This is a genomic window from Bradyrhizobium sp. HKCCYLRH2060, from assembly GCF_051168135.1.
In the GTDB taxonomy this organism is placed as follows: Bacteria; Pseudomonadota; Alphaproteobacteria; order Rhizobiales; family Xanthobacteraceae; genus Bradyrhizobium.
The window spans coordinates 66961-93502 of sequence record NZ_JBNPUK010000009.1 but is presented as its reverse complement, the minus strand read 5'-3'; the positions used below and the strand labels follow the sequence as shown (position 1 = coordinate 93502).

Sequence of the window (26542 nt, the reverse complement as noted above, 5' to 3'; positions counted from 1 at the left end):
GGATCAAGGCGTAGAGCGAATGCAACTCACTCTGGGACCCGTGCTCTACAATTGGCAGCCGGAGCGCTGGCGTGATTTCTACTTTCGCATCGCCGACGAGGCCCCGGTCGACCGCGTCGTGGTCGGCGAGGTCGTGTGCTCGAAGCGCGCGCCGTTCTTCGAACCGTATCTGCCTGAAGTCACCGAACGGCTTGCCGCGGCTGGCAAGCAGGTGCTGCTGGGTTCGCTGGTCCTGGTGTCGTTGCGACGCGAGCGCCGGCAGACGGCAGGCCTCGCCGAGTTCGGCGACGGTCTCGTCGAAGTCAACGATCTCACCTGCCTCAAATCGATTGCAGGCCGGCCGCATGCCATCGGTCCCTTCGTCAACATCTACAACGAGGCCAGCGCCGCGTTTCATGCCGCCAAGGGCGCCACCCGGATCTGCCTGCCGCCGGAGCTGCCGCTGTCCTCGGTTGCCGCCATCGCCGGCGCCGTGCCGGAGGTGGCGATCGAAGTATTCGCCTTCGGCCGTGTGCCGCTCGCGATCTCCGCGCGCTGCTATCACGCCCGCCTGCACAAGCTCGCCAAGGACAATTGCCGCTTCGTGTGCGAGCAGGACCCCGACGGCCTCGTCGTAACGACGCTGGACAACCAGGCGTTCCTCACCATGAACGGCGTGCAGACGCTGTCGCATGGGTGCTCAAACCTGCTCGGCGATCTCGATCGTCTGAAGCAGAGCGGCGTGACATCGCTGCGGCTATCACCTCAGGCCTGCGACATGGTCGCGGTGTCCGAGCATTTCCAGGCGGTCCTGGCGGGGCGCGTGGAAGCCGAAGCCGCAACGGGCCGCCTGCGCGAGATCTATCCGGACGTTCCGTTCGCCAACGGCTTCCTGCACGGCGCCCCCGGGGCGTCCTACGTCTCGGGATAGGTACTGCCGCGTCCTTTCGAGGTGAACTCAGATGTGCTCAGTCTGCATGTTGACCCCCACTCCGGTTGATATTGAGATCGCTGCCCGGATTCCCGTATTGAGTGGCCTCAAGCCCGACGAGATGGCCGTCCTCCTCGCCGAAGCCAGCATCTTGAACCTTCGTCCCGGGCGTGCGCTGTTCCGCCAGGGTGACGCAGCGGACGCCTTCTTCATCATCATGGAGGGGTGGATCAAGCTCTATCGGGTCACGGCGGCGGGCGACGAGGCGGTGCTCAACGTGCTCGGCAGGGGCGAGAGTTTTGCCGAGGCTGTCACCTTCACGTCCGGTCACTATCCGGCCACGGCCCGCGCGGCGACGGCGGCGCGGGTCATGGTCATTCCGGCCGGCCACGTGCTCAGCTGCATTCGTGGGATGCCCGAAGTCGCGATCGCGATGATCGCGTCGACCTCGCAGCACCTGCATCGATTGGCGCAGCAGATCGAGCGACTGATGGCGCGGAGCGCATTGCAGAGGGTCGCCGAGTTCCTTGCTTCGCTGGCGCCCAGCACCACGGGGCCGTGCACGATCAAGCTGCCCTACGATAAGTCTCTGATCGCCGGCCGGCTCGGTCTCAAGCCCGAATCCCTGTCGCGGGTGTTTGCAAAGCTGCGCTCAGCCGGCGTGGATGTCCGGGCTTCCAACGTCGTGGTGCACGACATGGCCCAGCTCTGCCGGCTCGTCGACTGCGGCTGCAGCGCGGCGCCTTGTCCCATCACGCCACGGCTCACGTGTCGCGACCGTCCTGCTGCGATCCAGCCGGCTGCCAAGCCCGCTTAGCTGCTGACGGCCGGCGCCTCATCCCGATTTGTCGCTGAACGTGGCGGGAAGCGTCGCGAGGAACGCCATGACGCGCTGCGTGCGTAGGGGCGGCCGGCGGTTGGAGGTGCGCAGCATCCATAGGGGCTCCGGCGGCGCACGCCAGGGCGCAAGCACTTCGACGAGCCGGCCGGTGCACAGGTCTTCATGGAAGAGCCACGCCGGCCCCCAGCCGATGCCGAACCCGTTCGCGATCAAAGCGACCGAAGCGTGCGCGTCGTCGCAAATGTGCTTGGGCTTGGGCGCGACGCGAACGAGCTTTTTGCCGCGCGGATCGGTGAAGCGCCAGGTCAGGATCTGCCCGCTCGCGGGATTGCGGAAGCCGACGTGGTCATGTTCGGAAAGCTCGTATGGAGTCGCCGGCGCGCCGCGCGCGTTCAGATACGCGGGCGAGGCGCAAGCGATCCAGGAGAACGTGCAAAGCCGCCGCGCCAGATGACCGGGCGCGCGATCGAGGGGTCCTGAGCGGATGGCGATGTCGACGCCTTCCGCCGCGAGATCAAGAATCTCGTTGCGGAATTTGATCTCGATCTCGATTTCCGGCCGCTCCCGCAGGAACGCGGGAAGTCTCGGCAGGATGCAGGCACGCGCGAACGAGGCGGGGGCGGTCACTCGCACCCGTCCGCCATCGTTACGCGTGGCTTCGCCGAGCGCGGATTGGACGCGATCGAGACTTTCGGCCACCGCGCGTCCCGCCGCCATGAGCCGCTCGCCCTCTTCGGTCAGCGCCAGCGAATGGGTGGTGCGATGCAAAAGCCGTATCCCGCGAGCCTGTTCGAGGCGGGCGACCGCCTTGGACATCGCTGAGGTGGTCGTCCCCGCCCGCCGCGCGGCTTCGGCGAAGGAGCCCGCCTCGACGACGCGGACGAAGGCGAGAAGACGCGAGAGGTCGGGAGGCAAGGCCGTTGTGGACATCCTGTCCACATAGTCATGGCAGCGCGGTCGCTACAAGAGGCCGTTCCGATGGGGCAAATGGAGAGCGTCAGCGCGCATCCGCGCCACTAGAAACCGCGAGAAGTCCCATGAACCCCATCGAAATCACCCTGCAATCCCTCGACGCCGCCGAGCGCGCGATTCCCCCCGGCCAGCCGGTCTACATGCTCAATCTGTTGCGCTACCGCGCGTATGCGCGTTACGAGGACGGCTTCGACGCCGCGCCCTGTTCGGGCCGCGAAGCGTTCAACGAACGCTATAGACCGGCCTTCCGGCGTCTCGCAGCCGGTAAGCCGCTGGTGCGGATGTTTTCCGTGCCGGTCCTGGCGAGCCTGGTCGGCCCGCAAGGCGAGCGCTGGGACGAAGCGGCGATCAATGAATACGGCGATTTCGCCGCCTTCCGCTCGATCGTCGACACCGAGACCTACCAGCGCGAAGTCGCCCCGCATCGGCACGCGGCGCTCGAGGATTTCCGGTTGTTCGCGCTCGCCAAGGCGATGTGAACGCATCGGGGCGCCGGCCTTCATTTGGCATCTCAGGACGTGGTTGGATCGCGCGCAAATGCGGTATTGGCGGACTATCCAACCGCCGCGAGGCCAGTTGGGCCGTTCGCAGGCAAAGAAGCAGAGCTTCCAAAATAGTGGGTCTCGCGATGTAGCGGACCCCCGCTACCCGCTTTCCTCGCATTTCCCTTGCTGGCGTGATATGCCTCTGCGTCGATCAGCAGGTTGAGATGGTGAGACTGAGTCCGTTTCCACCAGGTCCGGATTGCTCCAGTTGGCTCTGAAAATCTTACTTGCCGGCTTTGCCGTGTTTCCCTTGGTGCTGCTCTGGTTCGGAGGTCCAATTGTCTGGACCGCCCTGCGAACCGGGCGGCTGCTCGCTCGTGGAGCCGTCTACGATCGCGAGGTGCAGCCTAAGATGTACTTTTTTGGGTTGGTATTCTGGTTTTGCATATTTTTCGTTATGGCAGGGATTAGCTCATCCGTGCTCGTGCATGTCGACGACTGGATTCTCAATTAGACGCTATCCTGCGATTCTTCGTTCCTTCCGCCGCGCTGCCGCGCATCGCCCCGGAATGACGGCGAGGCACCGAAAAAAAACGGCGGCCCGGGGGGGCCGCCGTTGGAGTCGAGACCACGCGAAGCTAAGCGTGGTGCTCAGGAGGCTCGGAGCTGGACGCGCTGGATCTTGCCGACGATCAGCAAGTAGGCGCACGCCGCGACCAGGGCGTTGAGGCCGACGAACACTAGTGCGCCGTTGAAGGAGCCGGTGGCCGACAGGATGTAGCCGATCACGATCGGAGTGGTGATGCTGGAGAGGTTGCCGAAGGTGTTGAACATGCCGCCGGAGACGCCGCCGGCTTCCTTCGGCGAGGTGTCGGAGACCACAGCCCAGCCGAGCGCGCCGATGCCCTTGCCGAAGAACGCCAGCGCCATCAGGCCGACCACCAGCGCCTGGCCGTCGACATAGTTGCAGCCGATGATTACCATCGACAGCAGCATGCCGCCGACGATCGGGATCTTGCGGGCGAGCGTCAGCGATCCCGTCTTGCGCAGGATGGCGTCGGAGATGAAACCGCCGAGCACGCCGCCGATGAAGCCGCACAGCGCCGGCAGGGTGGCGACGAAGCCGGCCTGCAGGATCGACAGGCCGCGCTCCTTGACCAGATAGACCGGGAACCAGGTCAGGAAGAAATAGGTCAGCGTGTTGATGCAGTACTGGCCGATATAGACGCCGAGCATCATGCGGTTCGACAGCAACTGTCCGATATGCGACCAGGTCGGACCACCGGAGGTAGCCTTGACGTCCTTCGCGCCCTCCATGTCGACCAGCGCGCCGCCGTCCTTGATGTAGTCGAGCTCGGCCTGGTTGACGCTCGCGTGCTCCTTCGGTCCGTACATGGTCCTGATCCACATCAGGCCCATGAGGATGCCGAGCGCACCCATCACTGTGAAGACGTGGCGCCAACCGAACGCATGCGCGATCCAGCCCATCAGCGGCGCGAAGATCACGGTCGCGAAATACTGGCCCGAGTTGAAGAAGGCCGACGCCGTGCCGCGCTCGTTGCTCGGAAACCAGGCGGCGACGATGCGGGCATTGGCCGGGAAGCTCGGCGCTTCGGCGAGACCGACCAGGAAGCGCAACGCGAACAGCGCGGTGACTGCGGCGGCGCCGGAGAAGAAGCCGATCCAACCCTGCATCATGGTGAAGATCGACCAGATCACGATGCTGCAGGCATAGACCCAGCGTGAACCGAAGCGGTCGAGCAGCCAGCCGCCCGGCACCTGCGCGAGCACATAGGACCAGCCGAAGGCGGAGAACACATAGCCCATCGCGACGGGATCGAGATGCAGCTCCTTGGACAGCGAAGGTCCTGCGATCGACAAGGTCGCCCGGTCGGCGTAGTTCACGGTCGTGACCAGGAACAGCATGGTCACGATAAACAGCCGCACGCGTGATCGGCGCAATTCGGCCGTGGTTACGATTGCGCTCATGCGCTCCACCTCTCTTGTACGTTCCTCGATGACTGTCCTAGAGGAGAGGGAGGGCCGGGGTCCAAACCGAAGCCTGTATCAATCGATGCAAATTTTGGATCGATCCCCGGGGTCTCCATGCCGGTTGAAGCCTGGGGCTCGTCACCAGCCGCGGCTTGCGATGCATGAGCTGGTCAGGCTTGCGCGCCGAGGTTTTGCAGATTTCGTGGCGCAGTCGACCGCCGTCGCGGCGGATCTCTCCCCACATCCACCGCGCCTCACGCGCCGGATCGCCTGGATCCCGACGCACTCGCTGCCGAGAAGATACGATGCACAGCGTACCGTTCCGCCGGTTGGAAGCTGCCGGCACGGACCGATCGACGTGCGAACCATCCGTGCTTGAATCCGTCGTGACTGCGTGCACAATCGTCGGTGCGAGCGAACAGGAGCCATTGCGCGTGAAGGCCGTCTACACCGAGCTGCATCGCAGCCATGATCCGCAATTCTATCTGGTGCGTGGCGTCGTCAAGCGCACCACCGAGCAGCCCGAGCGGGCGGATCGTTTGCTTGCGGGATTGAAGGCCGGCCATCACGAGTTGGTCGCGCCGCTTCATTTCGGCCAGGAAGCTCGCGCGCGCGTGCACAGTCCGGAATACCTCAATTTCCTGGAAGAGGCGTGGGACGCCTGGGCCGCGCTCGGCGATGCCGGTGCGGAAATGATCCCGAACATTCATCCCGTTCGCAATGCCGCCACCTATCCGACGCACATCGTCGGGCGGCTGGGCTGGCACACGACCGATACCTCAGCGCCGATCGGGCCGGGGACGTGGGAAGGCGCCTGCGCCGCGACCGACGTGGCTGCGACCGCAGCGCAACTGCTGCTCGACGGCGAGGATGCGATGTACGCACTGTGCCGGCCGCCGGGCCACCATGCGTATCGGGACATGGCCTCGGGCTTCTGCTTCATGAACAACTCCGCCATCGCGGCCGCGCATCTGCGTCAGCGCCACGAGCGCGTCGCCATCCTCGACGTCGACGTCCATCACGGCAACGGCACGCAGGGCATCTTCTACGAGCGGCCCGACGTGCTGACCATCTCGATCCACGCCGACCCCACGCATTACTATCCGTTCGTCTGGGGCTATGCGCATGAGCGCGGTGCAGGCGCCGGGCTTGGCGCCAACCTCAACATTCCGCTGCCGCTCAAGAGCGGCGACGACACCTATCTCAAGGCGTTCGAGACCGCGGCCAAGACGATCCATGCGTTCGCGCCCGGTGCGCTCGTGGTGGCGCTCGGCCTCGATGCCTCCGAGCACGATCCGCTCAAGGGGCTCTCCGTGACCACGCCAGGTTTCCGTCGCATCGGCGGCGCGATCGCGCGGCTCGGCCTTCCCACGGTGTTCGTGCAGGAGGGCGGCTATCTCTCGGACATTCTCGGGCAGAACCTGACCGCGGTGCTCGGAGGCTTCGAAGCGGCGCGGTAGGCCTTCATCTCGTCCTCGCGATCTCTTCCTGGTGTGCCTGCAGAACGCCATCGCAAATCATTCGCATGGCGGCGCTTGACGTGCGGAGGCGAGCCGCGACGCGACCACGCGAAGCTCGACAGAGCAGGTGACTGGCGAAACATCCGGCTCCAATTGCTGCACCATTTAGCAAGTGCTAGGCTTTGCGAACTACCCTCGGCTGTAGTCGGCTCGGAGGGACGTGATGAAGCGGCGAATGATCGGCCTGGATACCCTGGTCGGGGGACCCGAAGAGGCATTGGCCCAGCCGACGGCCAAGCTGACCCCGTCGGAGCTCAGCTCCGCAGCCTCGGCCGGCCGGCCATCCCGCCGAAGGCTGCTGGCCTCAGCCGGCCTCGGCCTCGGCGCTGCGGCATTTTCGTTTTCCTCCGGCCCGTCTTTCGCGCAGCCACGTGACGGCGCAAGCCTTGGCCGGCCGGTGCGCGTCAGCAAGGATCGGCTCGATGCGCTCGCAGCGAAGCTCCACGCCGTCTTCAATGAGCAGAATATCTTGCCGCCATTCTCGGCCGACAAGCACGGGGCGCGGGTCGACGTCGAACTGCGCCGGCTGACGACCTACACGCGCATCCCCAGCACCGGTGAGCGCGTCAAGGTCAGCGGCCTGCTCGCGCTGCCCGCCGATCACAAGGGCGCACTGCCGGTCGTGTCGTGGCAGCACGGCACCATCCTGTCGTTCGACCAGGTCCCGTCCAATCTCGTCAAGCTGGCCGATCCGAACTACGAGCCGCGCGACAATGTCGATTCGATCGAGACGCTGTTCAACGTCCAGCGCCTGGTCGGCAACGGGTTTGCGTTGATCGCGGCCGACTATCTCGGCAAGGGACCGTATCGCCAGGGGCGAGGCGAGGCCTATGCGGTGAAGGACGCGACCGTGCAGTGCTGCCTGGACGTGTTGAACGCGGGTCTGCTCGCGCTCGATCACCTCGGCCTGCGAAAGACCGGGCTGTTCCTGATCGGCTGGTCGCAGGGTGCCTTGAACACGCAATGGCTGCGCCAGGAGCTGCAGCGGCGGCGCGTCGCGGTGGCGGCGAGCGCCACGCAAAGTCCGTTCAACAATCTTGCGGATTCGATGCGCTATTGGGTGTCCGCCCAACCGGGCAGCGCGTCGACCGACAGCACCTATCCGAAGCAGCCGATCTGGATCACGCCGTGCGTCATCGTCCTCCTGGGCAGCTATCGCCAGTATTACCGGCTCGGCGACCTGTTCAAGACTGCGATCAAGCCGCAGCACGTCGCGCTGGCCGAGAAATACTGGGCCGACTACAGCATGGACGAGACGTTCAGCAAGTCGGTGCCGCAGCCCTCGGATCTGCTGGTCGACGGCTTCTTCGAGCGCTTCACCCACGAGACCAACAGCCGCTTCCTCCGCCGCCTGGCCGGCAACAGCTCGACCTATTGGGACTATGACGCCCCGATGCGGTTCTACTACGGCCTTCTCGACGAGGCGCTGCCGCCGAGCCTCGTCAAGATGCCGCTGGCGGCCGACGGGCGCTTTGCGCAAGGCATCGCGGTCGCCGGCGCCAGCCATCGCGGCACGTTCCTGGCAAGCCTCTATGGCGGCGGCGACGTCATCGGCGGCGCTTCGACCGTGCTGGACTTCTTCAAGACCAGTTCCTGAATTTCGGCGATGATCAGCTTGCCAGCGCCTGCGGCCTGTGGGTCGCGAGCTCCCGCTCGGCGGTGCGGACGATCTCCATGGTGCGCACGACGCTCGCCGGATTGACGCTGATCGAATCGATGCCGAGTTCGGCCAGATAGCGCGCGACTTCCGGATAGTTGGCCGGCGCCTCGCCGCAGATGCCGACATGGCGATGGTTGCGGTGCGCGCCCTCGACCGCCATCCGCAGCATCGCCAGCAGGCCGGGATCACGCTCGTCGAAATCGAAGGCGACGATGTCGGAGTCGCGGTCGACGCCGAGCGTGAGCTGGGTGAGATCGTTGGAGCCGATCGAGAAGCCGTCGAAATGTTTGGCGAACTCGTCGATCAGGATGACGTTGTTCGGGATCTCGCACATCATGTAGATCTCGAGCCCGTTTTCGCCTCTCACGAGGCCATGCCCGGCCATCGCCGCAATCACCTTGCGTGCCTCCTCCACGCGGCGGCAGAACGGGATCATGATCTTCAGATTGGAGAGCCCCATCGTGTCGCGCACGCGCTGCAACGCCGCGCATTCCAGCGCGAAACCGGCGGCGTAGGCGGGATGCGCATAGCGCGAGGCGCCGCGGAAGCCGAGCATCGGGTTCTCTTCCTTCGGCTCGAAATCGGAGCCGCCGATCAGGCTGGCATATTCGTTGGTCTTGAAGTCCGAGAGGCGCACGATCACCGGCCGCGGGTAGAATGCCGCGGCGATGGTGCCGACGCCTTCCGACAGCCGCTCGACGAAGAAGTCGGCGGGCTTCTTGTAGCGCGCGGTCAGGCGCTTGATCGTCGCGCGATCTTTTGCCGTGGTTACCTTTGCGGGCGTCGCCAGCGCCATCGGGTGGATGCCGATCGCCTGGTTGATGATGAACTCCATGCGCGCAAGGCCCACGCCATCGTTCGGCAGCAGCGCGGTCTTGAAGGCCAGTTCGGGGTTGCCGAGATTGACCATGATCCCGGTGCGCGGCTTCTCCAGTCTGTCGATCGCCAGGCGCTCGACATCGAACGGCAGTGCGCCGTCGTAGACATGGCCGGCATCGCCCTCCGCGCAGCAGACGGTGACCGTCGTTCCGGTCTTCGCGCGCTTGCTGAAATCCTCCGTGCCAACCACGGCCGGCACGCCGAGCTCCCGAGCGACGATCGCGGCATGGCAGGTGCGGCCGCCATGATCCGTGACGATCGCCGCCGCGGTCTTCATCACCGGCTCCCAGTCCGGACTGGTCGACGCGGCGACCAGCACCTCGCCGGGGCGGAACGCGTTCAGATCCTTGGGATTGCGGATCAAGCGGATCTTGCCGGTGGCGATCTTTTCGCCCACGGCGCGGCCGGTTGCCAGCGTCCTGCCGGTCTTCTTCAGAACGTAGGTCTCGATCGCCTCGGGCCGCCGCTGCGAGGCCACCGTCTCCGGCCGCGCCTGGATGATGTAGAGCGCACCGTCGCGACCGTCCTTGGCCCATTCGATGTCCATAGGTGTCGGCCTGCCGGCCTTCTGCGAGTAGTGCGCCTCCACGACGATGGTGGCCTGCGCCAGCTCCAGCACGTCGGCGTCGCTGATGCAGAATTTCGCCCTGTCGGCCGGCGGCGTCGTCTCGGTGCGCGTCGTGGGGCCGCGGCTTCGTGCGCCGGCCTTTACGCCGGCTTTGGCATAGACCATCCGCTTGTCCTTGGCGCCGAGCCGGCGCGACAGCACGCTGCGGAAGCCGGCCGCGAAGGTCGGCTTGTGGACGTAGAACTCGTCCGGATCGACCGTGCCCTGCACGATGGTCTCGCCGAGGCCATAGACCCCGGTGATGAAGGCGACGTCGCGAAAGCCGCTCTCGGTGTCCAACGAGAACATCACGCCGCTCGCGGCGCGGTCCGAGCGTACCATCTTCATCACCGCCACCGAAAGCGCGACCTTGTCGTGGTCGAAACCGTTGTCGATGCGGTAGGAGATCGCGCGGTCCGTATAGAGCGAGGCGAAGCAGCGGCGGCACGCCTCGAACAGGTCCTTGGCGCCGCGAATGTTGAGAAAGCTCTCGTGCTGGCCTGCGAAGCTCGCATTCGGCAGGTCCTCGGCGGTGGCCGAGCTGCGCACGGCAACCGCGACGCCGCGGCCATACTCCTGCTCCAGCTGCTTGTAGGCCTCTGCGACCTCGTAGCGCAGGTCGTCACGGTCGGTCGCCGCGAAAACGATCGCGCGCGCCTTCGCCGCGCGTTTGGCGAGATCGGCGATGCGGCGCTTGTCGAGGCCTGCGAGCAGCTTGCGCAGCTCGTCGTCAGCGCCGGTCGCGCGCAAGGCATCGCGATAGGCGGCGGCCGTCAGTGCGAAGCCGTTGGGTACGCGCACGCCCTGCGACGCCAGCGCCGAATACAGCTCGCCGAGCGAGGCCGTCTTGCCGCCGACCCCGGGCACGTCCTCGATACGAAGGTCCTTGAACCAGCGGATGTAGCCGGGTGCCGTCATCGGTGATCTCCCGCATCGCAGCGCGAGCTTCAGTTTGTCGCGACGGGCGGCGGCTGCCTTGCGCAAGATCAAGCAGGGCGCTCCGCGAGCCCCTTAAATCGCGAGATGACAACGGTTCCACCATAGGCAAGGATGTTTGGTAAGACTCATCAATCGCACCCATCCGGATCACCAATGATCTCCGACGACGAGAACGAGGACGGCAATCGCGAATGGTCGCGGTTCTGGCTCACGGCGCGGCAATTCTGGCTCGGATCGACGGCATGGCGGGTCTGGCTGCTCTGCGTCGCCCTGATCGTCCTCGTGGTGCTTCAGCTCTACGTGCAGTTTCGGTTCAATTACTGGAACAGGGATTTCTTCGACGCATTGGAAGGCCGCGATCCGACGCGGCTGCGGCAGCAGGCCACTCTGCTCATTCCGCTCTGCCTGGCGAGCGTCGTGCTGGCGATCGTCTCGGTGTGGGGCCGCATGGTGATGCAACGCAACTGGCGGCAATGGTTGAGCACCAAGGTGATCAACTATTGGGTCGAGAACGATCGCTATGCGCGGCTCGCGACGGTGCAGGGCGATCTGAAGATTCCGGAGTATCGCATTGCCGAGGACATCCGCATCGCCACCGATGCACCGATCGACTTCGTGGTCAGTGTGATCTCCTCGCTGCTGACGGCGGTCGTGTTCGTCCAGGTGCTGTGGCAGGTTGGCGGATCCATCGGTTTTGCCGTAGCCGGGCACCAGTTGTGGATTCCAGGCTATCTGGTGGTCAGCGTCGTCATCTATTCCGGGCTGGTGACCGGGGCGATGCTGTGGGTCGGTTCGCCGCTCACGCGCGTCATCCAGACCAAGAACCAGGCCGAATCGGAGCTGATTACCGCAGCACATCACTTGCGCGACATCGGCGAAGGCATCGCGCCCAAGCAGGAAGAGCGCAGCGTCATTGCTGGGCTGTGGATGGCGCTCGACCGCACGATCCGGCAATGGAAGCGGCTGTGCTGGCAGCTGATGCGCAATACCCTGGTGTCTCATCTGAATTCGCTGCTCGCGCCGATCATCGGTCTCGTGCTGTGCGCGCCGAAGTTCCTCGATGATCAGATGACGCTGGGCGAACTCACCCAGGCTGCCGCCGCGTTCACGCTGGTGCAGGGGTCGTTCAATTGGATGGTGGACAATTTCAACCGCCTCGCCGAGTGGATGTCGTCGCTGGAGCGCGTCGGCGGGTTGCTGCTCTCGCTGGATCGGCTCAACGGTGATACGGCGAGCGATGTCACGCCGTCTCGAGCCGCACATCAGCCAGCAGACGGCTGACGTCGGCGGGATCGGACAGCACGGTGCCGGTGCGCAGCAGCGCCGCGGCACCTGCGGCGACTGCAAAGCGAAACGCTTCGTCCAGCAGCTCGCCCGCGGCGAGCTTCGCGACCAGCGCGCCGAGAAAACTGTCGCCGGCGCCGACTGCGTTGACCGGCACCATCGTCAGCGGCTGAGCGCGCAGCACGCGGTGGCGGGTGACCAGCAGGGCGCCGAGATGACCCATGGTCAGCGCGACGGCGCCGGCCTTGCCGCTCGCGACCAGCGCGTGGGCGGCTTTCTCCCAGGCTGTTGCATCGGGCAGCGCGCCGCCGACCAGCTCTTGCATCTCGTGCAGCGACGGCTTGATCAGGTCGACCCCGCCGGCAACCGCCGCAGCCAAAGCTGGTCCCGAGGTGTCGAGCACGAATTGCGCGCCGTGTGATCGTGCAAGCGTCGCAACGCGCGCGTAGAAGTCGGCCGGCACGCCACGCGGCAGGCTGCCGCTGCCGACGACGAACCGGGGGAACGGATCCTGGGCCGCGAGCAGGGTAAGGCCGGCCTGCCACTCGGCCTCGGTCAGCGTCGGACCCGGCAGGATGAAGCGATAGGGCTGGCCGCTGACGCGCTCCTGGACGAAGAAATCCTCGCGCGTGTCCTCGGCCGTTGCCCAGGTGTGGCTGGCGACGCCTTCCTTCTCGACGAGTTGCTTCAGCAGCAGGCCGGTCGGGCCGCCGACCGGATAGAGCGCAGTGACGTCGCCGCCGAGTCGGGCGATGACGCGGGCGACGTTGATGCCGCCGCCTCCGGGATCTCGCTGTTGCGTCGTGCCGCGCAGCTTGGCCACCGGCACGATTTTCTCGACGGTCGTCGAGACGTCGACGGCCGGGTTCGGCGTGATCGTGACGATGTCGCTCATTCGATCTCAGTGCGTCGGGGAGCCGCCGCTCGCGGTGATGCCGGCCTCGAAGAACGATTTGAGGCCGAGAAAGCTGATGTCGGGCTTGGTGACGAGATGAACCGGGATCGGACGCAGATAGCTGTCATAGCGCCCCTTGCTCTCGAACTGCCGGCGGAAATCGGATCTGGCAAAGTAGTCCGGAAACCGCGGCGGAATGCCGCCGGCGATGTAGACGCCGCCGCGGGCGCAGAAGGTGAGTGCGAGGTTGCCGGCGACAGCGCCGAGCCAGGCGCAGAACATGTCGAGCGTCGCGCGGCTGGTGGCGCAGCTGCCGTCGAGCGCGGCGTGGGTAATCGCTGCGGCATCGCGCGGCGGCACGTCGACGCCATCCACCGCCGCGACGGCTCGATAGACATTCTCGAGGCCCATGCCGGACAATGCGCGCTCGATCGAGACATGGCCGAAGCGCTCGCGCATCTTCGCCAGCACGGTGGCCTCGCGCGCCGTCGTCGCCGGCAGCGTGGCATGACCGGCCTCGGTCACGGCAACCATGGGGTGGCCGTCGCCCGGCAGATAGCAGGCGGCGCCGAAGCCAGTGCCCGGGCCGATCACCAGCATCGGCGCGCCGTCGACCGCGGCGCTTCCGCCAAGCGAAAACAGGTCGTCGGGATGTAGCGCTGGCAGCGACCAGCCGACCGCCTCGAAATCGTTCAGGAGCTTGGCCGAGCGCAGCTTGAACCGCTCCGCCAGTTCGGCGCCGTCGATCACCCAGGTCGAGTTGGTCAGCATGCCGCGATTGCGTTCGATCGGGCCGGCGACGTCGAGCACGGCCGCGTTGGGCGCTCCGCCGGTTGCTTGGCGCGAGAGGAAGTCGGTGATCGCGTCAGCGATGGTCGGAAAATCCGCGACCTTGAGATGAGCAACCTCGCCGATGGTGCCGCCGTCAAGCAGCGCGAAGCGCGCATTGGTGCCGCCGATGTCGCCCAGAAGAACGCGTTCGCTCATCCTCACTCTTCCGCCCGGTTGTGCCGCCCGGCGGGATCGTCGGATGCCCGGTGAGCCGCAATCATGTTCGAATACCACCGCGCCGACGCCTTGGGAATGCGGCGCTGGGTGGCGCGATCGACATAGACAATGCCGAAGCGCTGCGAATAGCCTGCCCCCCATTCAAAATTATCCAGGAGCGACCAGACGAAATAGCCGCGCACGTCGGCGCCCGCCGCGATCGCCTGTTCCATCGCGGTCGTATACGCCTTGAGATAGCCGATCCTGCCGTCGTCCTGGATGCTGCCGGATGCATCGACGATGTCATTGGCCGCCGTTCCGTTCTCCAGGACGTAGATCGGAAGCCGGAACCGGCTGTGGATGTCCAGGAGCGTATCGCGGAACGCCTCGGGCACGACAGGCCAGCCGATTGCGCTGCGCGGCACTTCCGCGGGAGGCGGTCCGAAGCTGGCGCCCATCAGGTTGCTGCCCGCCTTGACGTAATGCGGCGAATAGTGATTGAGGCCGAACCAGTCGACGGGGCGAGCGATCTGCGCCATGTCGCCGGCTGCGATATAGGGTGCGACGGCCTCCTGGAGCTCCGGCGGGTAGCAGGCAAAGGCCTGCGGAAACGGGAAGGCATCGTTCCAATAGGCGGCGAGCCGCAAGGCGGCCGCGGCGTCCTCCGCACTGTCGCTCGCAGGGTAGCAGGGCTGCCGATTGTGGATGGCGCCGATCGAGGCGCCGGCCACGTCCCTGCGCAGCACGTCGACGGCGCGGCCATGGCCGAGATTGACGTGATGAATGGCCTTGTGCAGGGCCGCGCCGTCGGCGATCCCCGGCGCGTGCCAGCCGAGGCCGTAGCCGAACAGGGTAAACACGCAGGGCTCGTTGAAGGTTGCGAAGCGCTTGACCCGGTCGCCATAGCGCCGCGCGACCAGCGCGGCATAGTCGGCGAACCAGCCGGCGATATCGCGGTTCTGCCAGCCGCCGAGCGCCTCCAGCGCCTGCGGCAGGTCCCAGTGGTAGAGACAGAGCCACGGCTCTATCTCAGCGGCAAGCAGGGCGTCGATGAGGCGGTCGTAGAAGGCGAGACCGGCTTCGTTGGCCGCGCCGCGGCCCTGCGGTAGCAGCCGCGGCCAGGCGACCGAGAACCGATAGGCATTGAGGCCGAGATCGCGCATCAGCGCTACGTCCGCAGCGTAGCGATGATAGTGATCGCAGGCGGTCTCGGCGGTGTCGTTGTGGCTCACCCGGCCGGGGGCGCGCAGATAGACATCCCAGATGCTGTCGGCGCGGCCGTCGAGGTGCGCTGCGCCCTCGATCTGGAAGGCCGAGGTCGAGGCGCCCCAGAGAAAGCTCGGACGGATGGTCATGATCGAGATGGACCCTTGCGTTGTTGCGATCAGCCGCATGATGGCGGTCGCCGGCGCTCCGCCGTTGACCGGGATCAAGCGGGCGATACCCCGGCCGGTGCGGTGTGCGAAGGTGCCTGCGTCGGGCAATGGCAATCATGCAGGCAACGGGCTTGCATCAGAGCCGAAAGCTGTGGAACGTGCGGCCGCCGAAAACTGGAGTCCCGGCGCGAATGAGCGTTTTTCTGCTGCGGCGCTTCCTGACCCTGCTGGCGACCCTCGTCGGCGCGTCGCTGATCATATTCCTGGTGCTCGACGCGCTCCCGGGTAACGCCGCCCAGATGCTGATGGGCGCGGATGCCTCGCCCGATGCGGTGAGGGCGCTGACCGTCAAGCTCGGGCTGGATCAGCCGCTGGCCTGGCGCTACCTGCACTGGATCGGCGGCCTGCTGACCGGCGATCTCGGCAACAGCTACGCCTATGGAACGCCGGTGGCCGAACTGATCCGCGAGCGGCTGGCGATGACCATTCCGCTCGCGATCCTGGCCATGGGACTCACGACCGCGCTGGCGCTCGCGGCCGGCATCTACACCGCCGCCAATCACAACCGGCTCGGCGACGTCGGCGTGATGTCGCTGACCCAGATCGGCATCGCCTTGCCGAACTTCTGGTTCGCGATCCTCCTCATCCTGTTGTTTGCAGTGAAGCTGCAATGGCTGTCGGCCGGCGGCTTTCCCGGCTGGGAGGACGGCATCTGGCCGGGCCTGCGCGCGCTGTTGTTGCCGGCTGTGGCGCTGGCCGTGGTGCAGGCCGCGATCCTGGCGCGGGTGACGCGCTCGGCCGTGCTCGACGTGCTGCGCGAGGATTTCGTGCGCACGGCGCGCGCCAAGGGCCTGACGAAGCGCGAGGTGCTGTGGCAGCACGTGCTGCGCAACGCGATGATCCCGGTGCTGACCGTGATGGGCCTGCAATTCGCCAATCTGCTCGCCGGCACCATCGTGATCGAGAACGTGTTCTATCTGCCCGGCCTGGGGCGCCTCATCTTCCAGTCGATCGCCAACCGCGACCTGATCGTCGTGCGCAACTGCGTGATGCTGCTGGCGGCGATGGTCATCATCGTCAACTTCGTGGTCGATGTGCTGTATGCGGTGATCGATCCGCGCATCAAGGTGCACGAGTTGTGAGTTCTGCCGTGGTCGTTCAAACGGGCACTGCGCCTGCGTCCAATGCGTTCTGGCGCCGTGCGCTGCGCCATCGCAGCTTCACCGTCGGCGCGCTGCTCTGTCTGCTGGTGCTTAGCGCGGCGCTGCTGTCGCTGGTATGGACGCCATGGTCGGCCTATGAGATCGACGTCGCATCCAAATTGCGGCCGCCATCAGCAGCGCATTGGCTGGGCACCGACGTGCTCGGCCGCGACATCGTCTCGCTATTGCTGGTGGGTGCCCGCGCGACCATTCTGGTCGGCGTCATCGCCGTCGGCATCGGTCTCACCTGCGGCGTCTGCCTCGGCCTGGTCGCGGCCGCCCGGCGCGGCTGGACCGAGGAGCTGATCATGCGCTTCAGCGACTTCACCTTCGCCTTTCCCGCGGTGCTGTCGGCGATCATGCTGGCGGCGGTGATCGGGCCGGGCATGGCGACGTCGATCGCCGCGATCGGCATCTTCCAGATCCCGGTGTTCGTGCGCGTCACCCGCGGCCAGGCCGGCGCGATCTGGGCGCGCGAGTTCATCCTGGCGGCGCGCGCCGCCGGCAAGGGCCGCTTCCGCATCACCATCGAGCACGTGCTGCCGAACATCCTGTCGATCCTGATCGTGCAGGCGACGATCCAGTTCGCCCTGGCGATCCTGGCTGAGGCGGCGCTCTCCTATCTCGGCTTGGGCACCCAGCCGCCGCAGCCGTCCTGGGGACGGATGCTGAACGATGCGCAGACATTGCTGTTCCAGTCGCCGAGCCTCGCCGTGTATCCCGGCGCCGCCATCGCGCTCGCGGTGCTCGGCCTCAACCTGCTCGGCGACGGCTTGCGCGATCTGCTCGACCCACGGCTGGCGAGGCAGCGATGATGGCGAGCGATCAGCCTCTGCTCGATGTGTCGGGTCTCGGCATTCGGCTCAATACCAGCCGCGGCTCGGCGCAAGCTGTGCGCGAGGTCTCCTTCGCGCTCCGGCGCGGCGAGACGCTCGGCATCGTCGGCGAGTCCGGCTGCGGCAAGTCGATCACCGCGCTCGCTCTGCTTGGGCTTCTGCCCGATAGCGCCGTCGTTAGCGGCAGCATCAAGCTTGATGGCCGCGAGCTGGTCGGTCTTGGTGAGGCCGATTACTGTAAGCTGCGTGGCAACCGCATCAGCATGATCTTTCAGGAGCCGATGACCGCGCTCAACCCGATGCACACGATCGGCCACCAGGTGGCCGAGCCGCTGCTGCGGCATACCGGCTGCACGGCGACCGAGGCGAAGCGCCAGGCGATCGCGCTGCTCGACCGCGTCGGTCTGCCGGACCCCGTCCGACGCTACGACGCCTATCCGCACCAGTTCTCCGGCGGCCAGCGCCAGCGCATCACCATCGCGATGGCGCTTGCCTGCAAGCCCGACGTGCTGATTGCCGACGAGCCGACCACCGCGCTCGACGTCACCATCCAGCGCCAGATCCTCGATCTCATCGCCGATCTGGTCGCCGAGCGCGGCATGGCGATGATCCTGATCTCGCATGATCTCGGCGTGATCGCCGAGAACGTGCAGCGCATGATCGTGATGTATGGCGGCACGGTGGTCGAGAGCGGCACCACCGACGCGGTGTTCTCGCGCATGGGTCATCCCTACACGCAGGGCCTGTTCAGGGCGCGGCCGCGGCTCGGGGCCCGCAAGGGCCCGCGCCTCTCGACCATTGCCGGCACGGTGCCGGAGCTGGCCGATCTGCCGGCCGGTTGTCCGTTCGCAGATCGCTGTGGGCTGGTGATCGACGCCTGCCGCACCGCGCTGCCGTCTCTGGGCGAGATCGGCGCCGGGCACGGCGTCCGCTGCATCCGCGCCGATGCCGCGCTCGCCCGTGACCCGGTGGGAGTGGTCGCTTGAGCACCGCCGCGCAGATGTCGGCCGAGACGCCGCTGCTCGAGGTCACGGATCTCGTGCAGCGCTATGCGCTGCCGCGCGAGAGTCTGCTGCGGCCGCCCGGCGAGGTGCTCGCGTTGAACGGCGTGTCGCTGTCTTTGATGGCGGGCAGGAGTCTCGGCATCGTCGGTGAGTCCGGCTCCGGCAAATCGACCTTGGCGCGGCTGATCATGGCGCTGGAGAAGCCGTCATCGGGATCGGTGCTGATGGCCGGACGCGACCTCCACCGCCTTTCGGCGGATGAGTTGCGGCGCGCCCGCCGCGAATTCCAGATGGTGTTCCAAGACCCGTACGGATCGCTCGATCCGCGCCAGACCATTGCGCGCATCGTCGCCGAGCCGCTGACCGCTCTGCAGTCTCCTGATCGCGAAGTCCTGCGCACGCGCGTGGCCACGGTGCTGCGGCAGGTCGGATTGCGCGATGCCGACATGGACAAATATCCGCACGAGTTTTCCGGCGGCCAGCGCCAGCGCATCGCGATCGCGCGGGCGTTGATCACCCAGCCCAGGCTGATCGTCGCCGACGAGCCAGTCAGCGCGCTGGACGTGTCGGTGCAGGCGCAGGTGCTCAACCTGATGCAGGACCTGCAGGAGCAGTACGGCCTCAGCTACGTGCTGATCAGCCATGACCTCGCGGTCGTCGACTATCTCTGCGACGAGGTCGCGGTGATGTATCTCGGCCGCATCGTCGAGCGCGGGCGGCCGGAGGACCTGTTCGGCCAATGCGCGCATCCTTATACGCGCGCGTTGCTCGACGCCGTGCCTCGCGCGCAGGCTGGCGCTGTCAGGCGCCGGCGTACGGACGTTGCGATCGCCTCGCAGTCATCGGGAGCCGCCGGGTGTGCCTATGCGCCGCGCTGTCCGCTCGCCGATGCGCAGTGCCGCACGACGGCCCCCGCATTGCGAACGCTCACGGGAGCGCATTCGGCCGCCTGCCATAAAGCGGAAAGCGTGATGACGCTGCCGGCGCTCGTCGCAACGGAACAGCAGCCACTTGTCTCGAAGCCGCTTTGACGCGTAATTTGGTTTCCTCAGGGAGAAACAAACAATGTTGAAAAGACTATCGATCATCGTCTTGGCCGCGCTCGTTGCGGCCGCAGCGCCGGCTCACGCGCAGAACAAGAAGGACAGCGTCGTCGTCGGCATGACCTTGGAGCCGCCGGGGCTCGATCCGACCAGCGCGGCCGCGGCGGCCATCGCCGAGGTGACGCTCTACAACGTCTATGAGACGCTGACCAAGATCAACGAGGACGGCTCGGTCTCGCCGCTGCTGGCCTCGAGCTGGCAGGCCTCGTCCGATCTGAAGAGCTACACCTTCAAGCTCGCCAAGGGTGTGAAATTCCAGAACGGCGAGGCGTTCGACTCCGCCGCGGTGAAGTTCTCGTTCGAGCGCGCCGGCGCCGCCAACAGCACCAACAAGGACAAGGCGCTGTTCCAGGCGATGGAGTCCGTGACGGCTCCCGACGCCGAGACCATCGTCGTCAAGCTGAAATATTCTGAGCCCAACCTGCCGTTCCTGCTCGGACAGGCCACCGCATCGATCGTCGAGCCGAAGAGCGCACCGACCAACGCGACGCAGCCGGTCGGCACCGGGCCTTACACGCTGGGCGCCTGGGCCAAGGGCTCATCGCTGACCTTGAACAAATGGCCCGAGTATCGCAACGCCGCTGCCGTGAAGCTGTCCAAGGTGACGATACGCTTCATCTCCGATCCGGCGGCGCAGGTCGCGGCGCTGCTGTCCGGCGACGTGGACGCCTTCCCGCGCGGCACAACGGCGCGCACCTTGCCCCAGTTCAAGTCCGACCCGCGCTTCACCGTGCTGATCGGAGGCTCCAAGGCGAAGACCATCGTCACCATCAACAACAAGAAGAAGCCGCTCGACGACGTTCGCGTCCGCCGCGCGATCCTCGCCGCGATCGATCGCAAGGCGATGATTGAGGGCGCCGTCGACGGTCTGGGGACGCCGATCGGCAGCTTCTACGTGCCGGGCTCGCTCGGCTATGTCGACACCACCGACATCAATCCCTACGACCCGGAGAAGGCGAAGAAACTGCTCGCCGAAGCCGGCGTGACCACGCCGCTGCAACTGTCGTTGCGGCTGCCGCCGCCGGCCTATGCGCGGCAGGGCGGCGAGGTGCTTGCGGCTCAGTTGGCTAAGGTCGGCATCGTCGCCAAGATCGAGAACCTCGAATGGGCGGCGTGGCTGTCACAGGTGTTCAACGGGCCGCATGATTTCGACCTGACCATCGTCTCGCATGTCGAGCCGTTCGATCTCGTGAAGTTCACCGAGAAGAACTACTATTTCGGCTATCAGTCGGAGGCCTTCGACAAGCTCTATCAGAAGATCGTCGATACGCCTGATGAGACCGGGCGTGCCAAGCTGCTCGGCGACGCCCAGCGCATGCTGGCGACCGATGCCGCTGCGGGCTTCCTGTTCCAGCCGCAGTGGATCACGATCATCAACAAGAAGCTCAAGGGCGTCTGGAAGGACGTGCCGCAGTTCGAGAATGATTTCTCGAGCTGGTCGTGGGAATGATTGTCGCCGCTCTTCGTATAACACCGCAGTGAAGCTGCACGATACAGCGCCCTCTCCCCTTGTGGGAGAGGGCATCGCCGGCCTATCCGCGTGCGCGGTGGGGTGAGGGGTATTGCTAGCGGTATTGCTCCGAGTACGGCTCTCGTGGCGAGAGACCCCTCACCCAACCGCGTTTGCCGCTCTTTCCTACTTGTCTCTCCCAAAAGGGGAGAGGGCGCAATAGCAGCCACCGTGCTGTCGCAAATGATTGTCTGGTGGCTTCAATGAGCCACACGATCCTTGTCCAAATCAGTTCGGCCAATCGATCGGCGTGAAGCGCAACTGCCGCCGCCGCATCTCGGCCTGGAGCTCCTGCGCATACTGCTTGGCCCGATCACCGATCAGGCGGTAGGGGCCCCCGATCCGGCTGTCGGCGGCCACCTGCTTTCGGACACTTTCGTAGTACGCCATCAAGCTTTCATCGGTCGAATTTACAAATCGCATCCACGCGCCCTCGCAACAAATCCCCCTCGCTGCCAAGTTTGCACGGCTTTTCCGCCGCGGCAGCGACATAAGTTAACACTCGATGGCCGTGAATGGTTCCATTCTTGTTCCGGCGTCTCCGCCAGTTGACAAGAGGATCAGGAACCGTTCCGCCTCCCGACATTTGGTTCCGTTAGTTGAACGAGAGCGACAATGCACACCGAAGTACTTATCATCGGCGGCGGTCCCGCAGGCCTGATGGCCGCGATCTACCTCGCACGGTTCCGGCGCCGGGTCGTGATCGTCGACAGCGGCGCGTCGCGGGCGGCGCTGATTCCCCGGAGCCATAACCTGCCGGGTTTTCCGAACGGCATGCCTGGAAGCGAGCTGCTCGCACGGATGCAGCGGCAGGTCGAAGAACTTCACGTTCCGATCATCCGGAGCACGGTGAGCGCTCTCGACACGCGCGATGCAGATCTCGTTGCGACTCATGAGCGCGGAACGGTCACCGCACAGCGCGTCATCCTCGCAACGGGGATTGTCGACAAGCAGCCGCCGTTGGTCGATTGGCGAGCGGCGGTCGGTGACGGCGAGCTGCGCTATTGTCCCTTCTGCGACGGCTTCGAAACCATCGGCCACAAGATTGCGATCGTGGGCGAGCTCGCCGATGCCGCCGGCAAGGCGCTGTTCATGCGCGTCTACAGTTCGGACGTCACCTTGATCCCGATCGATGATGCGCAGGATGCGGCCAAGCGGCAGGAGCTTGCCGCCGCCGGCGTTCGGGTGACGTCGCAGCTTCATGCGTTGCAGCGCCGGGACGGTGCGCTCGAAGCGTCGTTCGTCGATGGCAGCCGCGCGCGGTTCGAGATCGTGTATCCTGCGATGGGGGCCGATGTCCGCTCCGACCTCGCCATCCGGCTCGGCGCGCGGCATACGACTGAGGGCTTTCTCGAGGTCGATGCCAAGCAGCGCTGCGGCGTCGCAGGACTCTATGGCATCGGCGACGTCGTCACCGACCTGCATCAGATCGCGGTGGCGTTCGGCCATGCCGCGGTCGCCGCCTGTCACGCGCATCATTCATTGCCGATGCGCCATGCGGAACCATAGCGGCAAGGCGGCGTGGAATTGATCACAACCTGAAATCGCGATATCCCATGTGAGTGCCGTTTGCGTTGACGTGTCGGACCACGATTCATGGACAGAAGATCGGCATGCATGACTGCGGCATCGAGCTGTCGCGAGGAGGCCGAACGCGATCCGGCCCGCCGCGATCAGTGGTTGCAGCAGGCGTCGAAATGGATGGCGCTGGCGGCCGAGCAGGCCGAGCATGCCCTGATCGTCTGCGAGCATGGTGCCGCGGCTCGTCACGACGCTAGCCGTTGACCATAGCTATTGCAGCGTCGGGTCGAGCCGGTCGCGCAGCCAGTCGCCGATGACGGACACGGCGAGCGTCGTCACAACGATCGTGACCGCTGGCGCCAGCATGATCCACGGCGCGCGCGTCAGATACTCGCGACCATAGCCGACCATGTTGCCGAGGCTCGTCATCGGCGGCTGCACGCCGAGCCCGAGAAAGGACAGGCCGGACTCCAGCAGGATGACTTCCGGAAACACCAGCGTCATCGACACGATCAGAGTCGAGGCGATGTTCGGCAGGATGTGCCTGAGATAGACCCGCTGCGGCGTCGCGCCGAGCTGGCGCACGGCGGCGGCGTAGCCTTGCGCATTGGCGGAGATGGCGAGCCCGCGCGCGATGCGTGCGTAGCGTTCCCAGCCGAACAGGCCCATCAATCCAATCAGCAGCGGCAGCGAATTGCCGAAGAAGGCGAGCACGGCGAGCGCCAGGATCAGGAACGGCATGCTGGCCTGGAAGTCCGCCAGCATCAGGACCGCCTGCTCGACGAGGCCGCGGAAATGCGCGGCGAGAAAGCCGAGCGTGGTGCCGGCGATGGCGGAGATCGCCGTCGCGCCGAATGCAATCAGCAGCGAGATCCGGATCGAGACGATCAGCCGTGACAGCACGTCACGGCCGAGCTCGTCGGTGCCGAGCCAATGCGCCGGGTTGCCGGGCAAGGACAGGCGATTGCGCAGATCGAACTTGGTGAAGCCGTATGGCGCGAGCTGATCGGCGAAGATCGCCAGCAACAGCATCGCGACGATCCAGCCGACGGCGATGGTCACGGAGACGGGAATATTCGGCCAGCGCGGCCGCCGCGCGGCGGGCGATTTCAATGCAAGGTCGGTCATGCCTCTGCTCCCTTGCTGCGCAGCCGCGGATCGAGCAGGCCGTAAAGGAAATCGACGATCAGGTTCGACGTGACCATCGTCATCGCCACCAGCAGCAGGATGCATTGCACGACCGCGAGGTCGCGGTTGGCGACGGCGACGACCAGCAGACGGCCGACGCCGGGCCAGGAGAACACGCTCTCGACCACGACAGCGCCGGCGATCAGGCTGCCGACCATGAAGCCGAGAATGGTGACGGTGGGGATCGCCGCGTTGGGCAGCGCGTGATTCGTGATCACCCGGCGCCACGGCACGCCCTTGGCCGACGCCGTTCTGATATAGGGCTGACCGAGGATTTCCAGCATGGCGCTACGCGTGAACCGCGCCAGCACCGCGGCGCCGCCGAAGCCGAGCGTCACGATCGGCAGGATGGCATGACGCCACGAGTCCTGTCCACCCGACGGCAGCCAGCCGAGCTGCACCGCGAAGATCAGCACGAGGATCAGCGCCAGCACGAAGCTCGGCACCGTGAAGCCCGCGACCGCCGTGATCATCACGGCGCGGTCGATCGCCGATCCCCGATGCAGCGCGGCGTAGACGCCAGCGGGAATGCCAAGCAGCACTTTCAACAGGAACGCCGGGGCGGTCAGCGCCAGGGTCGCGGGGATGCGCTCGATGACGAGCTGGATCGCGGGCCGGCCATCACGCATCGAGCGGCCGAGCTCACCCTGGCCGATCGCCCTGAAGTAGTCGAGATATTGCATCCAGATCGGATGATCGAGGCCCCAGGCCTTGCGGAACGCTTCGATGACCTCGGGCGGCGCTTCGGGCCCCATGATCATCAGCGCGGGATCGCCCGACAGCCGGAGCACGATGAAGGCAAAGGTAACGACGAGCGCGATCGTCAGCAGCGCACGCGCCAGGCGGATGGCGAAATAGCGCAGCATCACGCGGCGTCCTGGGTCTGCGATTGCTGCCCCGAGACGAGATGACAGGCCACCTGGCGCTGCTGATCCAGCGCGGTGAGCACGGGCTCCTCGTGGGCGCAGCGGGCGGTCGCGTGGCTGCAGCGCGGATGGAAGGCGCAGCCGGCGGGACGCGCCGTCGGATTGGGCGGGTCGCCCGTCAGCACGATGCGGTTGGTGCTGCGGCGTCCCGGAGCAGGGGAGGCTGATACCAGCGCCTGCGTGTAGGGGTGCTGAGGCCGCGCGAACAGATCGTCGGCGTCGCCATACTCGACGATGCGGCCGAGATACATCACCGCCACCTTGCTGCTGATCTGCCTGATGACGCGCAGGTCATGGCTGATGAACAGCATCGTCAATCCGAGCTGGGCCTGCAGGTCGACCAGCAGGTTCACGACCTGCGCCTGGATCGAAACGTCGAGCGCGCTGACCGGCTCGTCGCAGACGAGGAAGTCTGGCTTGGTCGCCAGCGCGCGGGCGAGCACGATGCGCTGACGCTGACCGCCGGACAGGGCGCCGGGATAGCGGGCGCCGTGGCTGTCGTTGAGATCGACCGCCTGGAGCAACTCACGCACGCGCGCGTCGCGCTCGGCTTTGGTGCCGATGTCGTGGATGTCGAGCGGCTCGCGGATCTGCAAGGCCACGGGAAGTCGTCGATCGAGCGCGCCGAGCGGATCCTGGAAGATCATCTGCATGCGCGCGCGCTGGGCGCGCCACGCCGCCGAGCCGGGGGCAGCGATCGGCGCGCCGTCGAAGCGCACGCTGCCGCGGTCAGGCGGCTCGAGCCCGAGCACCATGCGGCCGGTGGTGGACTTGCCGGAGCCGGATTCGCCGACAATGCCGAGTGTCTCGCCCTTCTGGATGGAGAAGCTCAGGCCATCGACGGCGTGGACGGATGCGGGACGCCCGAACAGGCCGGACCGCATCCGATAGGTGCGCGAGATCCCGGAGACCTCGACCAGCGGCGCTGTCATTCGGCGGCGAGCTCCACCGGCAGGCGCTGCGGCCGCAGGCAGGCCACCGCGCGGTCTGGCTCCACCGGCGCCAGCGGCGGCACGCCGGCGTGGCAGCCGTCGCCGGCAAACGTGCAGCGCGGCGCGAAGGCGCAGCCGCTCGGCAGCGCGCGCGGATCAGGCACCGTGCCGGGGATCGCCTGTAGCCGCCGCCTGATGCCATCGAGCGGCGGCAGTGCGCCAATCAGGCCCTGCGCATAGGGATGCCAGGGATCGTCGAACAGCCGCGTGGCGGGTGCGCGCTCGACGATGCGGCCGGCATACATCACGCAGACGCGGTCGCAATTCTCGGCGACGACGCCGAGGTCGTGGCTGATCAGGACCATCGCCATGTTGAACTCGCGCCGGATGGCCGACAGCAGATCGAGGATCTGCGCCTGGATGGTGGCGTCGAGCGCAGTGGTCGGCTCGTCGGCGATCAGGAGGTCGGGCTGGCCGGCGAGCGCCATCGCGATCATGATGCGCTGGACCTGGCCGCCGGAGAATTCGTGCGGATAGGCCGACAGCCGCCTGACAGCATCGGGGATGCCGACGAGATCGAGCAGCCTCAGCGCCTCGATGCGCGCGGCCTCGCCGCGCAGGCCGCGATGCAGCGCCAGGCTTTCACACAGCTGGCGCCGGATCGTGAGCACCGGATTGAGCGCGCTGGCGGGATCCTGGAAGATCATCGCGATGCGGCGGCCGCGCACCTGGTCGAGCACCTTGCCGTCGGCGCCGAGCAGCTCGCGGCCTTCGAGCCTGGCCGAGCCTGATACTTGCGCTTTGCCGGGCAGGAGACCCAGCGCCGCGAGCCAAGTCACCGACTTGCCGGATCCGGACTCGCCGACGAGGCCGATGGCCTCGCCCTTGCCGATGTCGAGATCGATGCCGTGCAGCACAGGCGTGCCGTCGAAGGCGACCTTCAGGCCGGAGATGCTGACCAGCGGCGCCACGG

General features: G+C 66.2%; 25 protein-coding genes. 14 read left to right on the top strand and 11 right to left on the bottom strand.

Annotated elements, in window-relative coordinates:
* Positions 1-19: 19 nt before the first annotated feature.
* Positions 20-910: a ubiquinone anaerobic biosynthesis protein UbiV gene (gene ubiV, locus ACQR10_RS18670; RefSeq protein WP_315803392.1), complete on the top strand. Its 891-nt coding sequence runs from the start codon at positions 20-22 to the stop codon at positions 908-910.
* A gap of 97 nt (positions 911-1007) precedes the next feature.
* Positions 1008-1727 carry a Crp/Fnr family transcriptional regulator gene (locus ACQR10_RS18665; RefSeq protein ID WP_315803393.1) on the top strand — a complete coding sequence of 240 codons (720 nt, stop codon included), beginning with the start codon at positions 1008-1010 and terminating at the stop codon, positions 1725-1727.
* Between the two features lie 18 nt (positions 1728-1745).
* Here the strand turns inward: ACQR10_RS18665 and ACQR10_RS18660 are convergent, their stop codons facing one another.
* A complete protein-coding gene (locus tag ACQR10_RS18660) occupies positions 1746-2681 on the bottom strand; it encodes a LysR family transcriptional regulator (RefSeq protein ID WP_316217441.1) in 936 nt (311 codons plus the stop codon).
* A gap of 107 nt (positions 2682-2788) precedes the next feature.
* Between ACQR10_RS18660 and ACQR10_RS18655 the strand changes: the two genes are divergently transcribed.
* Both ACQR10_RS18655 and ACQR10_RS18650 read left to right on the top strand, forming a co-directional pair.
* Positions 2789-3202: a hypothetical protein gene (locus ACQR10_RS18655; RefSeq protein ID WP_315803395.1), complete on the top strand. Its 414-nt coding sequence runs from the start codon at positions 2789-2791 to the stop codon at positions 3200-3202.
* A gap of 274 nt (positions 3203-3476) precedes the next feature.
* Positions 3477-3722: a hypothetical protein gene (locus ACQR10_RS18650; protein WP_316217440.1), complete on the top strand. Its 246-nt coding sequence runs from the start codon at positions 3477-3479 to the stop codon at positions 3720-3722.
* A 137-nt stretch (positions 3723-3859) separates the two neighbouring features.
* Here ACQR10_RS18650 and ACQR10_RS18645 read toward each other — a convergent pair whose 3' ends face one another.
* On the bottom strand, positions 3860-5197 hold the full coding sequence (locus ACQR10_RS18645; protein WP_316217439.1) for an MFS transporter: 1338 nt from the start codon (positions 5195-5197) through the stop codon (positions 3860-3862).
* Between the two features lie 437 nt (positions 5198-5634).
* Between ACQR10_RS18645 and ACQR10_RS18640 the strand changes: the two genes are divergently transcribed.
* Entirely contained in the window at positions 5635-6660 is a 1026-nt protein-coding gene (locus tag ACQR10_RS18640) for a histone deacetylase family protein (RefSeq protein ID WP_315803398.1), read from the top strand.
* Between the two features lie 223 nt (positions 6661-6883).
* Positions 6884-8317 carry an alpha/beta hydrolase family protein gene (locus ACQR10_RS18635; protein ID WP_434912043.1) on the top strand — a complete coding sequence of 478 codons (1434 nt, stop codon included), beginning with the start codon at positions 6884-6886 and terminating at the stop codon, positions 8315-8317.
* 13 nt (positions 8318-8330) lie between these two features.
* Here ACQR10_RS18635 and ppsA read toward each other — a convergent pair whose 3' ends face one another.
* Entirely contained in the window at positions 8331-10784 is a 2454-nt protein-coding gene (gene ppsA / locus ACQR10_RS18630; RefSeq protein WP_316217437.1) for a phosphoenolpyruvate synthase, read from the bottom strand.
* Between the two features lie 174 nt (positions 10785-10958).
* Between ppsA and ACQR10_RS18625 the strand changes: the two genes are divergently transcribed.
* Positions 10959-12086: an SbmA/BacA-like family transporter gene (locus tag ACQR10_RS18625; RefSeq protein ID WP_315803401.1), complete on the top strand. Its 1128-nt coding sequence runs from the start codon at positions 10959-10961 to the stop codon at positions 12084-12086.
* Here ACQR10_RS18625 and ACQR10_RS18620 read toward each other — a convergent pair.
* Genes ACQR10_RS18620 through ACQR10_RS18610 form a run of 3 tightly spaced genes read right to left on the bottom strand, consistent with a single transcriptional unit; the run spans position 12046 to position 15326 of the window.
* On the bottom strand, positions 12046-12984 hold the full coding sequence (locus tag ACQR10_RS18620) for a 1-phosphofructokinase family hexose kinase (RefSeq protein WP_316217436.1): 939 nt from the start codon (positions 12982-12984) through the stop codon (positions 12046-12048). The two genes, ACQR10_RS18625 and ACQR10_RS18620, sit on opposite strands and share 41 nt — an antisense overlap.
* Before the next feature lie 6 nt (positions 12985-12990).
* Complete coding sequence (gene glk, locus ACQR10_RS18615; RefSeq protein WP_316217435.1) at positions 12991-13971, bottom strand: glucokinase; 981 nt, start codon at positions 13969-13971, stop codon at positions 12991-12993.
* A gap of 2 nt (positions 13972-13973) precedes the next feature.
* The gene (locus ACQR10_RS18610; protein WP_316217434.1) at positions 13974-15326 is read right to left on the bottom strand and encodes a GH1 family beta-glucosidase; all 1353 of its coding nucleotides are present in this window, start codon (positions 15324-15326) and stop codon (positions 13974-13976) included.
* A 212-nt stretch (positions 15327-15538) separates the two neighbouring features.
* On the opposite strand from ACQR10_RS18610, the gene ACQR10_RS18605 reads away from it, so the two are divergent.
* From ACQR10_RS18605 to ACQR10_RS18585, 5 genes are read left to right on the top strand one after another with little or no spacing between them, the layout of a single operon-like run.
* Positions 15539-16489, top strand: a complete 951-nt coding sequence (locus ACQR10_RS18605) for an ABC transporter permease (RefSeq protein WP_316217433.1) — start codon at positions 15539-15541, stop codon at positions 16487-16489.
* Positions 16490-16497: 8 nt separating this feature from the next.
* Positions 16498-17364, top strand: a complete 867-nt coding sequence (locus tag ACQR10_RS18600) for an ABC transporter permease (RefSeq protein WP_316217432.1) — start codon at positions 16498-16500, stop codon at positions 17362-17364.
* Positions 17361-18371 carry an ABC transporter ATP-binding protein gene (locus ACQR10_RS18595; RefSeq protein ID WP_316217431.1) on the top strand — a complete coding sequence of 337 codons (1011 nt, stop codon included), beginning with the start codon at positions 17361-17363 and terminating at the stop codon, positions 18369-18371. Before ACQR10_RS18600 ends, ACQR10_RS18595 begins: the two co-directional genes overlap by 4 nt.
* Positions 18372-18385: 14 nt before the next feature.
* Positions 18386-19420: an ABC transporter ATP-binding protein gene (locus ACQR10_RS18590; protein ID WP_316217549.1), complete on the top strand. Its 1035-nt coding sequence runs from the start codon at positions 18386-18388 to the stop codon at positions 19418-19420.
* A gap of 34 nt (positions 19421-19454) precedes the next feature.
* Positions 19455-20942 (top strand): ABC transporter substrate-binding protein, encoded by a 1488-nt coding sequence (locus ACQR10_RS18585; protein WP_315803407.1) that lies wholly within the window; start codon positions 19455-19457, stop codon positions 20940-20942.
* 288 nt (positions 20943-21230) lie between these two features.
* Here the strand turns inward: ACQR10_RS18585 and ACQR10_RS18580 are convergent, their stop codons facing one another.
* Complete coding sequence (locus ACQR10_RS18580; protein WP_315714266.1) at positions 21231-21392, bottom strand: hypothetical protein; 162 nt, start codon at positions 21390-21392, stop codon at positions 21231-21233.
* Positions 21393-21617: 225 nt separating this feature from the next.
* Between ACQR10_RS18580 and ACQR10_RS18575 the strand changes: the two genes are divergently transcribed.
* Positions 21618-22511, top strand: coding sequence for an NAD(P)/FAD-dependent oxidoreductase (locus ACQR10_RS18575; RefSeq protein ID WP_434848660.1), 894 nt, complete (start codon positions 21618-21620; stop codon positions 22509-22511).
* A gap of 108 nt (positions 22512-22619) precedes the next feature.
* A complete protein-coding gene (locus ACQR10_RS18570; RefSeq protein WP_434848659.1) occupies positions 22620-22787 on the top strand; it encodes a hypothetical protein in 168 nt (55 codons plus the stop codon).
* Positions 22788-22793: 6 nt separating this feature from the next.
* Here ACQR10_RS18570 and ACQR10_RS18565 read toward each other — a convergent pair whose 3' ends face one another.
* From ACQR10_RS18565 to ACQR10_RS18550, 4 genes are read right to left on the bottom strand one after another with little or no spacing between them, the layout of a single operon-like run.
* Complete coding sequence (locus tag ACQR10_RS18565; RefSeq protein ID WP_315803410.1) at positions 22794-23651, bottom strand: ABC transporter permease; 858 nt, start codon at positions 23649-23651, stop codon at positions 22794-22796.
* The gene (locus tag ACQR10_RS18560) at positions 23648-24577 is read right to left on the bottom strand and encodes an ABC transporter permease (protein ID WP_316217428.1); all 930 of its coding nucleotides are present in this window, start codon (positions 24575-24577) and stop codon (positions 23648-23650) included. Before ACQR10_RS18560 ends, ACQR10_RS18565 begins: the two co-directional genes overlap by 4 nt.
* Positions 24577-25569, bottom strand: a complete 993-nt coding sequence (locus ACQR10_RS18555) for an ABC transporter ATP-binding protein (protein ID WP_434848658.1) — start codon at positions 25567-25569, stop codon at positions 24577-24579. Before ACQR10_RS18555 ends, ACQR10_RS18560 begins: the two co-directional genes overlap by 1 nt.
* Positions 25566-26540 (bottom strand): ABC transporter ATP-binding protein, encoded by a 975-nt coding sequence (locus tag ACQR10_RS18550; RefSeq protein WP_315803413.1) that lies wholly within the window; start codon positions 26538-26540, stop codon positions 25566-25568. The genes ACQR10_RS18555 and ACQR10_RS18550 overlap by 4 nt, the downstream gene beginning before the upstream one ends.
* Positions 26541-26542 lie beyond the last annotated feature (2 nt).

Excerpts from the sequence above, each read along its gene's own strand:
- ACQR10_RS18655 (WP_315803395.1), top strand. The coding sequence starts at position 2,789 with ATGAACCCCATCGAAATCACCCTGCAATCCCTCGACGCCGCCGAGCGC.
- ACQR10_RS18645 (WP_316217439.1), bottom strand. The coding sequence starts at position 5,197 with ATGAGCGCAATCGTAACCACGGCCGAATTGCGCCGATCACGCGTGCGG.
- ACQR10_RS18580 (WP_315714266.1), bottom strand. The coding sequence starts at position 21,392 with ATGGCGTACTACGAAAGTGTCCGAAAGCAGGTGGCCGCCGACAGCCGG.
- ACQR10_RS18575 (WP_434848660.1), top strand. The coding sequence starts at position 21,618 with ATGCACACCGAAGTACTTATCATCGGCGGCGGTCCCGCAGGCCTGATG.
- glk (WP_316217435.1), bottom strand. The coding sequence starts at position 13,971 with ATGAGCGAACGCGTTCTTCTGGGCGACATCGGCGGCACCAATGCGCGC.
- ACQR10_RS18620 (WP_316217436.1), bottom strand. The coding sequence starts at position 12,984 with ATGAGCGACATCGTCACGATCACGCCGAACCCGGCCGTCGACGTCTCG.
- ubiV (WP_315803392.1), top strand. The coding sequence starts at position 20 with ATGCAACTCACTCTGGGACCCGTGCTCTACAATTGGCAGCCGGAGCGC.
- ACQR10_RS18610 (WP_316217434.1), bottom strand. The coding sequence starts at position 15,326 with ATGACCATCCGTCCGAGCTTTCTCTGGGGCGCCTCGACCTCGGCCTTC.
- ACQR10_RS18625 (WP_315803401.1), top strand. The coding sequence starts at position 10,959 with ATGATCTCCGACGACGAGAACGAGGACGGCAATCGCGAATGGTCGCGG.
- ACQR10_RS18585 (WP_315803407.1), top strand. The coding sequence starts at position 19,455 with ATGTTGAAAAGACTATCGATCATCGTCTTGGCCGCGCTCGTTGCGGCC.
- ppsA (WP_316217437.1), bottom strand. The coding sequence starts at position 10,784 with ATGACGGCACCCGGCTACATCCGCTGGTTCAAGGACCTTCGTATCGAG.
- ACQR10_RS18565 (WP_315803410.1), bottom strand. The coding sequence starts at position 23,651 with ATGACCGACCTTGCATTGAAATCGCCCGCCGCGCGGCGGCCGCGCTGG.
- ACQR10_RS18635 (WP_434912043.1), top strand. The coding sequence starts at position 6,884 with ATGAAGCGGCGAATGATCGGCCTGGATACCCTGGTCGGGGGACCCGAA.
- ACQR10_RS18595 (WP_316217431.1), top strand. The coding sequence starts at position 17,361 with ATGATGGCGAGCGATCAGCCTCTGCTCGATGTGTCGGGTCTCGGCATT.
- ACQR10_RS18555 (WP_434848658.1), bottom strand. The coding sequence starts at position 25,569 with ATGACAGCGCCGCTGGTCGAGGTCTCCGGGATCTCGCGCACCTATCGG.
- ACQR10_RS18560 (WP_316217428.1), bottom strand. The coding sequence starts at position 24,577 with ATGCTGCGCTATTTCGCCATCCGCCTGGCGCGTGCGCTGCTGACGATC.
- ACQR10_RS18590 (WP_316217549.1), top strand. The coding sequence starts at position 18,386 with ATGTCGGCCGAGACGCCGCTGCTCGAGGTCACGGATCTCGTGCAGCGC.
- ACQR10_RS18660 (WP_316217441.1), bottom strand. The coding sequence starts at position 2,681 with ATGTCCACAACGGCCTTGCCTCCCGACCTCTCGCGTCTTCTCGCCTTC.
- ACQR10_RS18570 (WP_434848659.1), top strand. The coding sequence starts at position 22,620 with ATGACTGCGGCATCGAGCTGTCGCGAGGAGGCCGAACGCGATCCGGCC.
- ACQR10_RS18605 (WP_316217433.1), top strand. The coding sequence starts at position 15,539 with ATGAGCGTTTTTCTGCTGCGGCGCTTCCTGACCCTGCTGGCGACCCTC.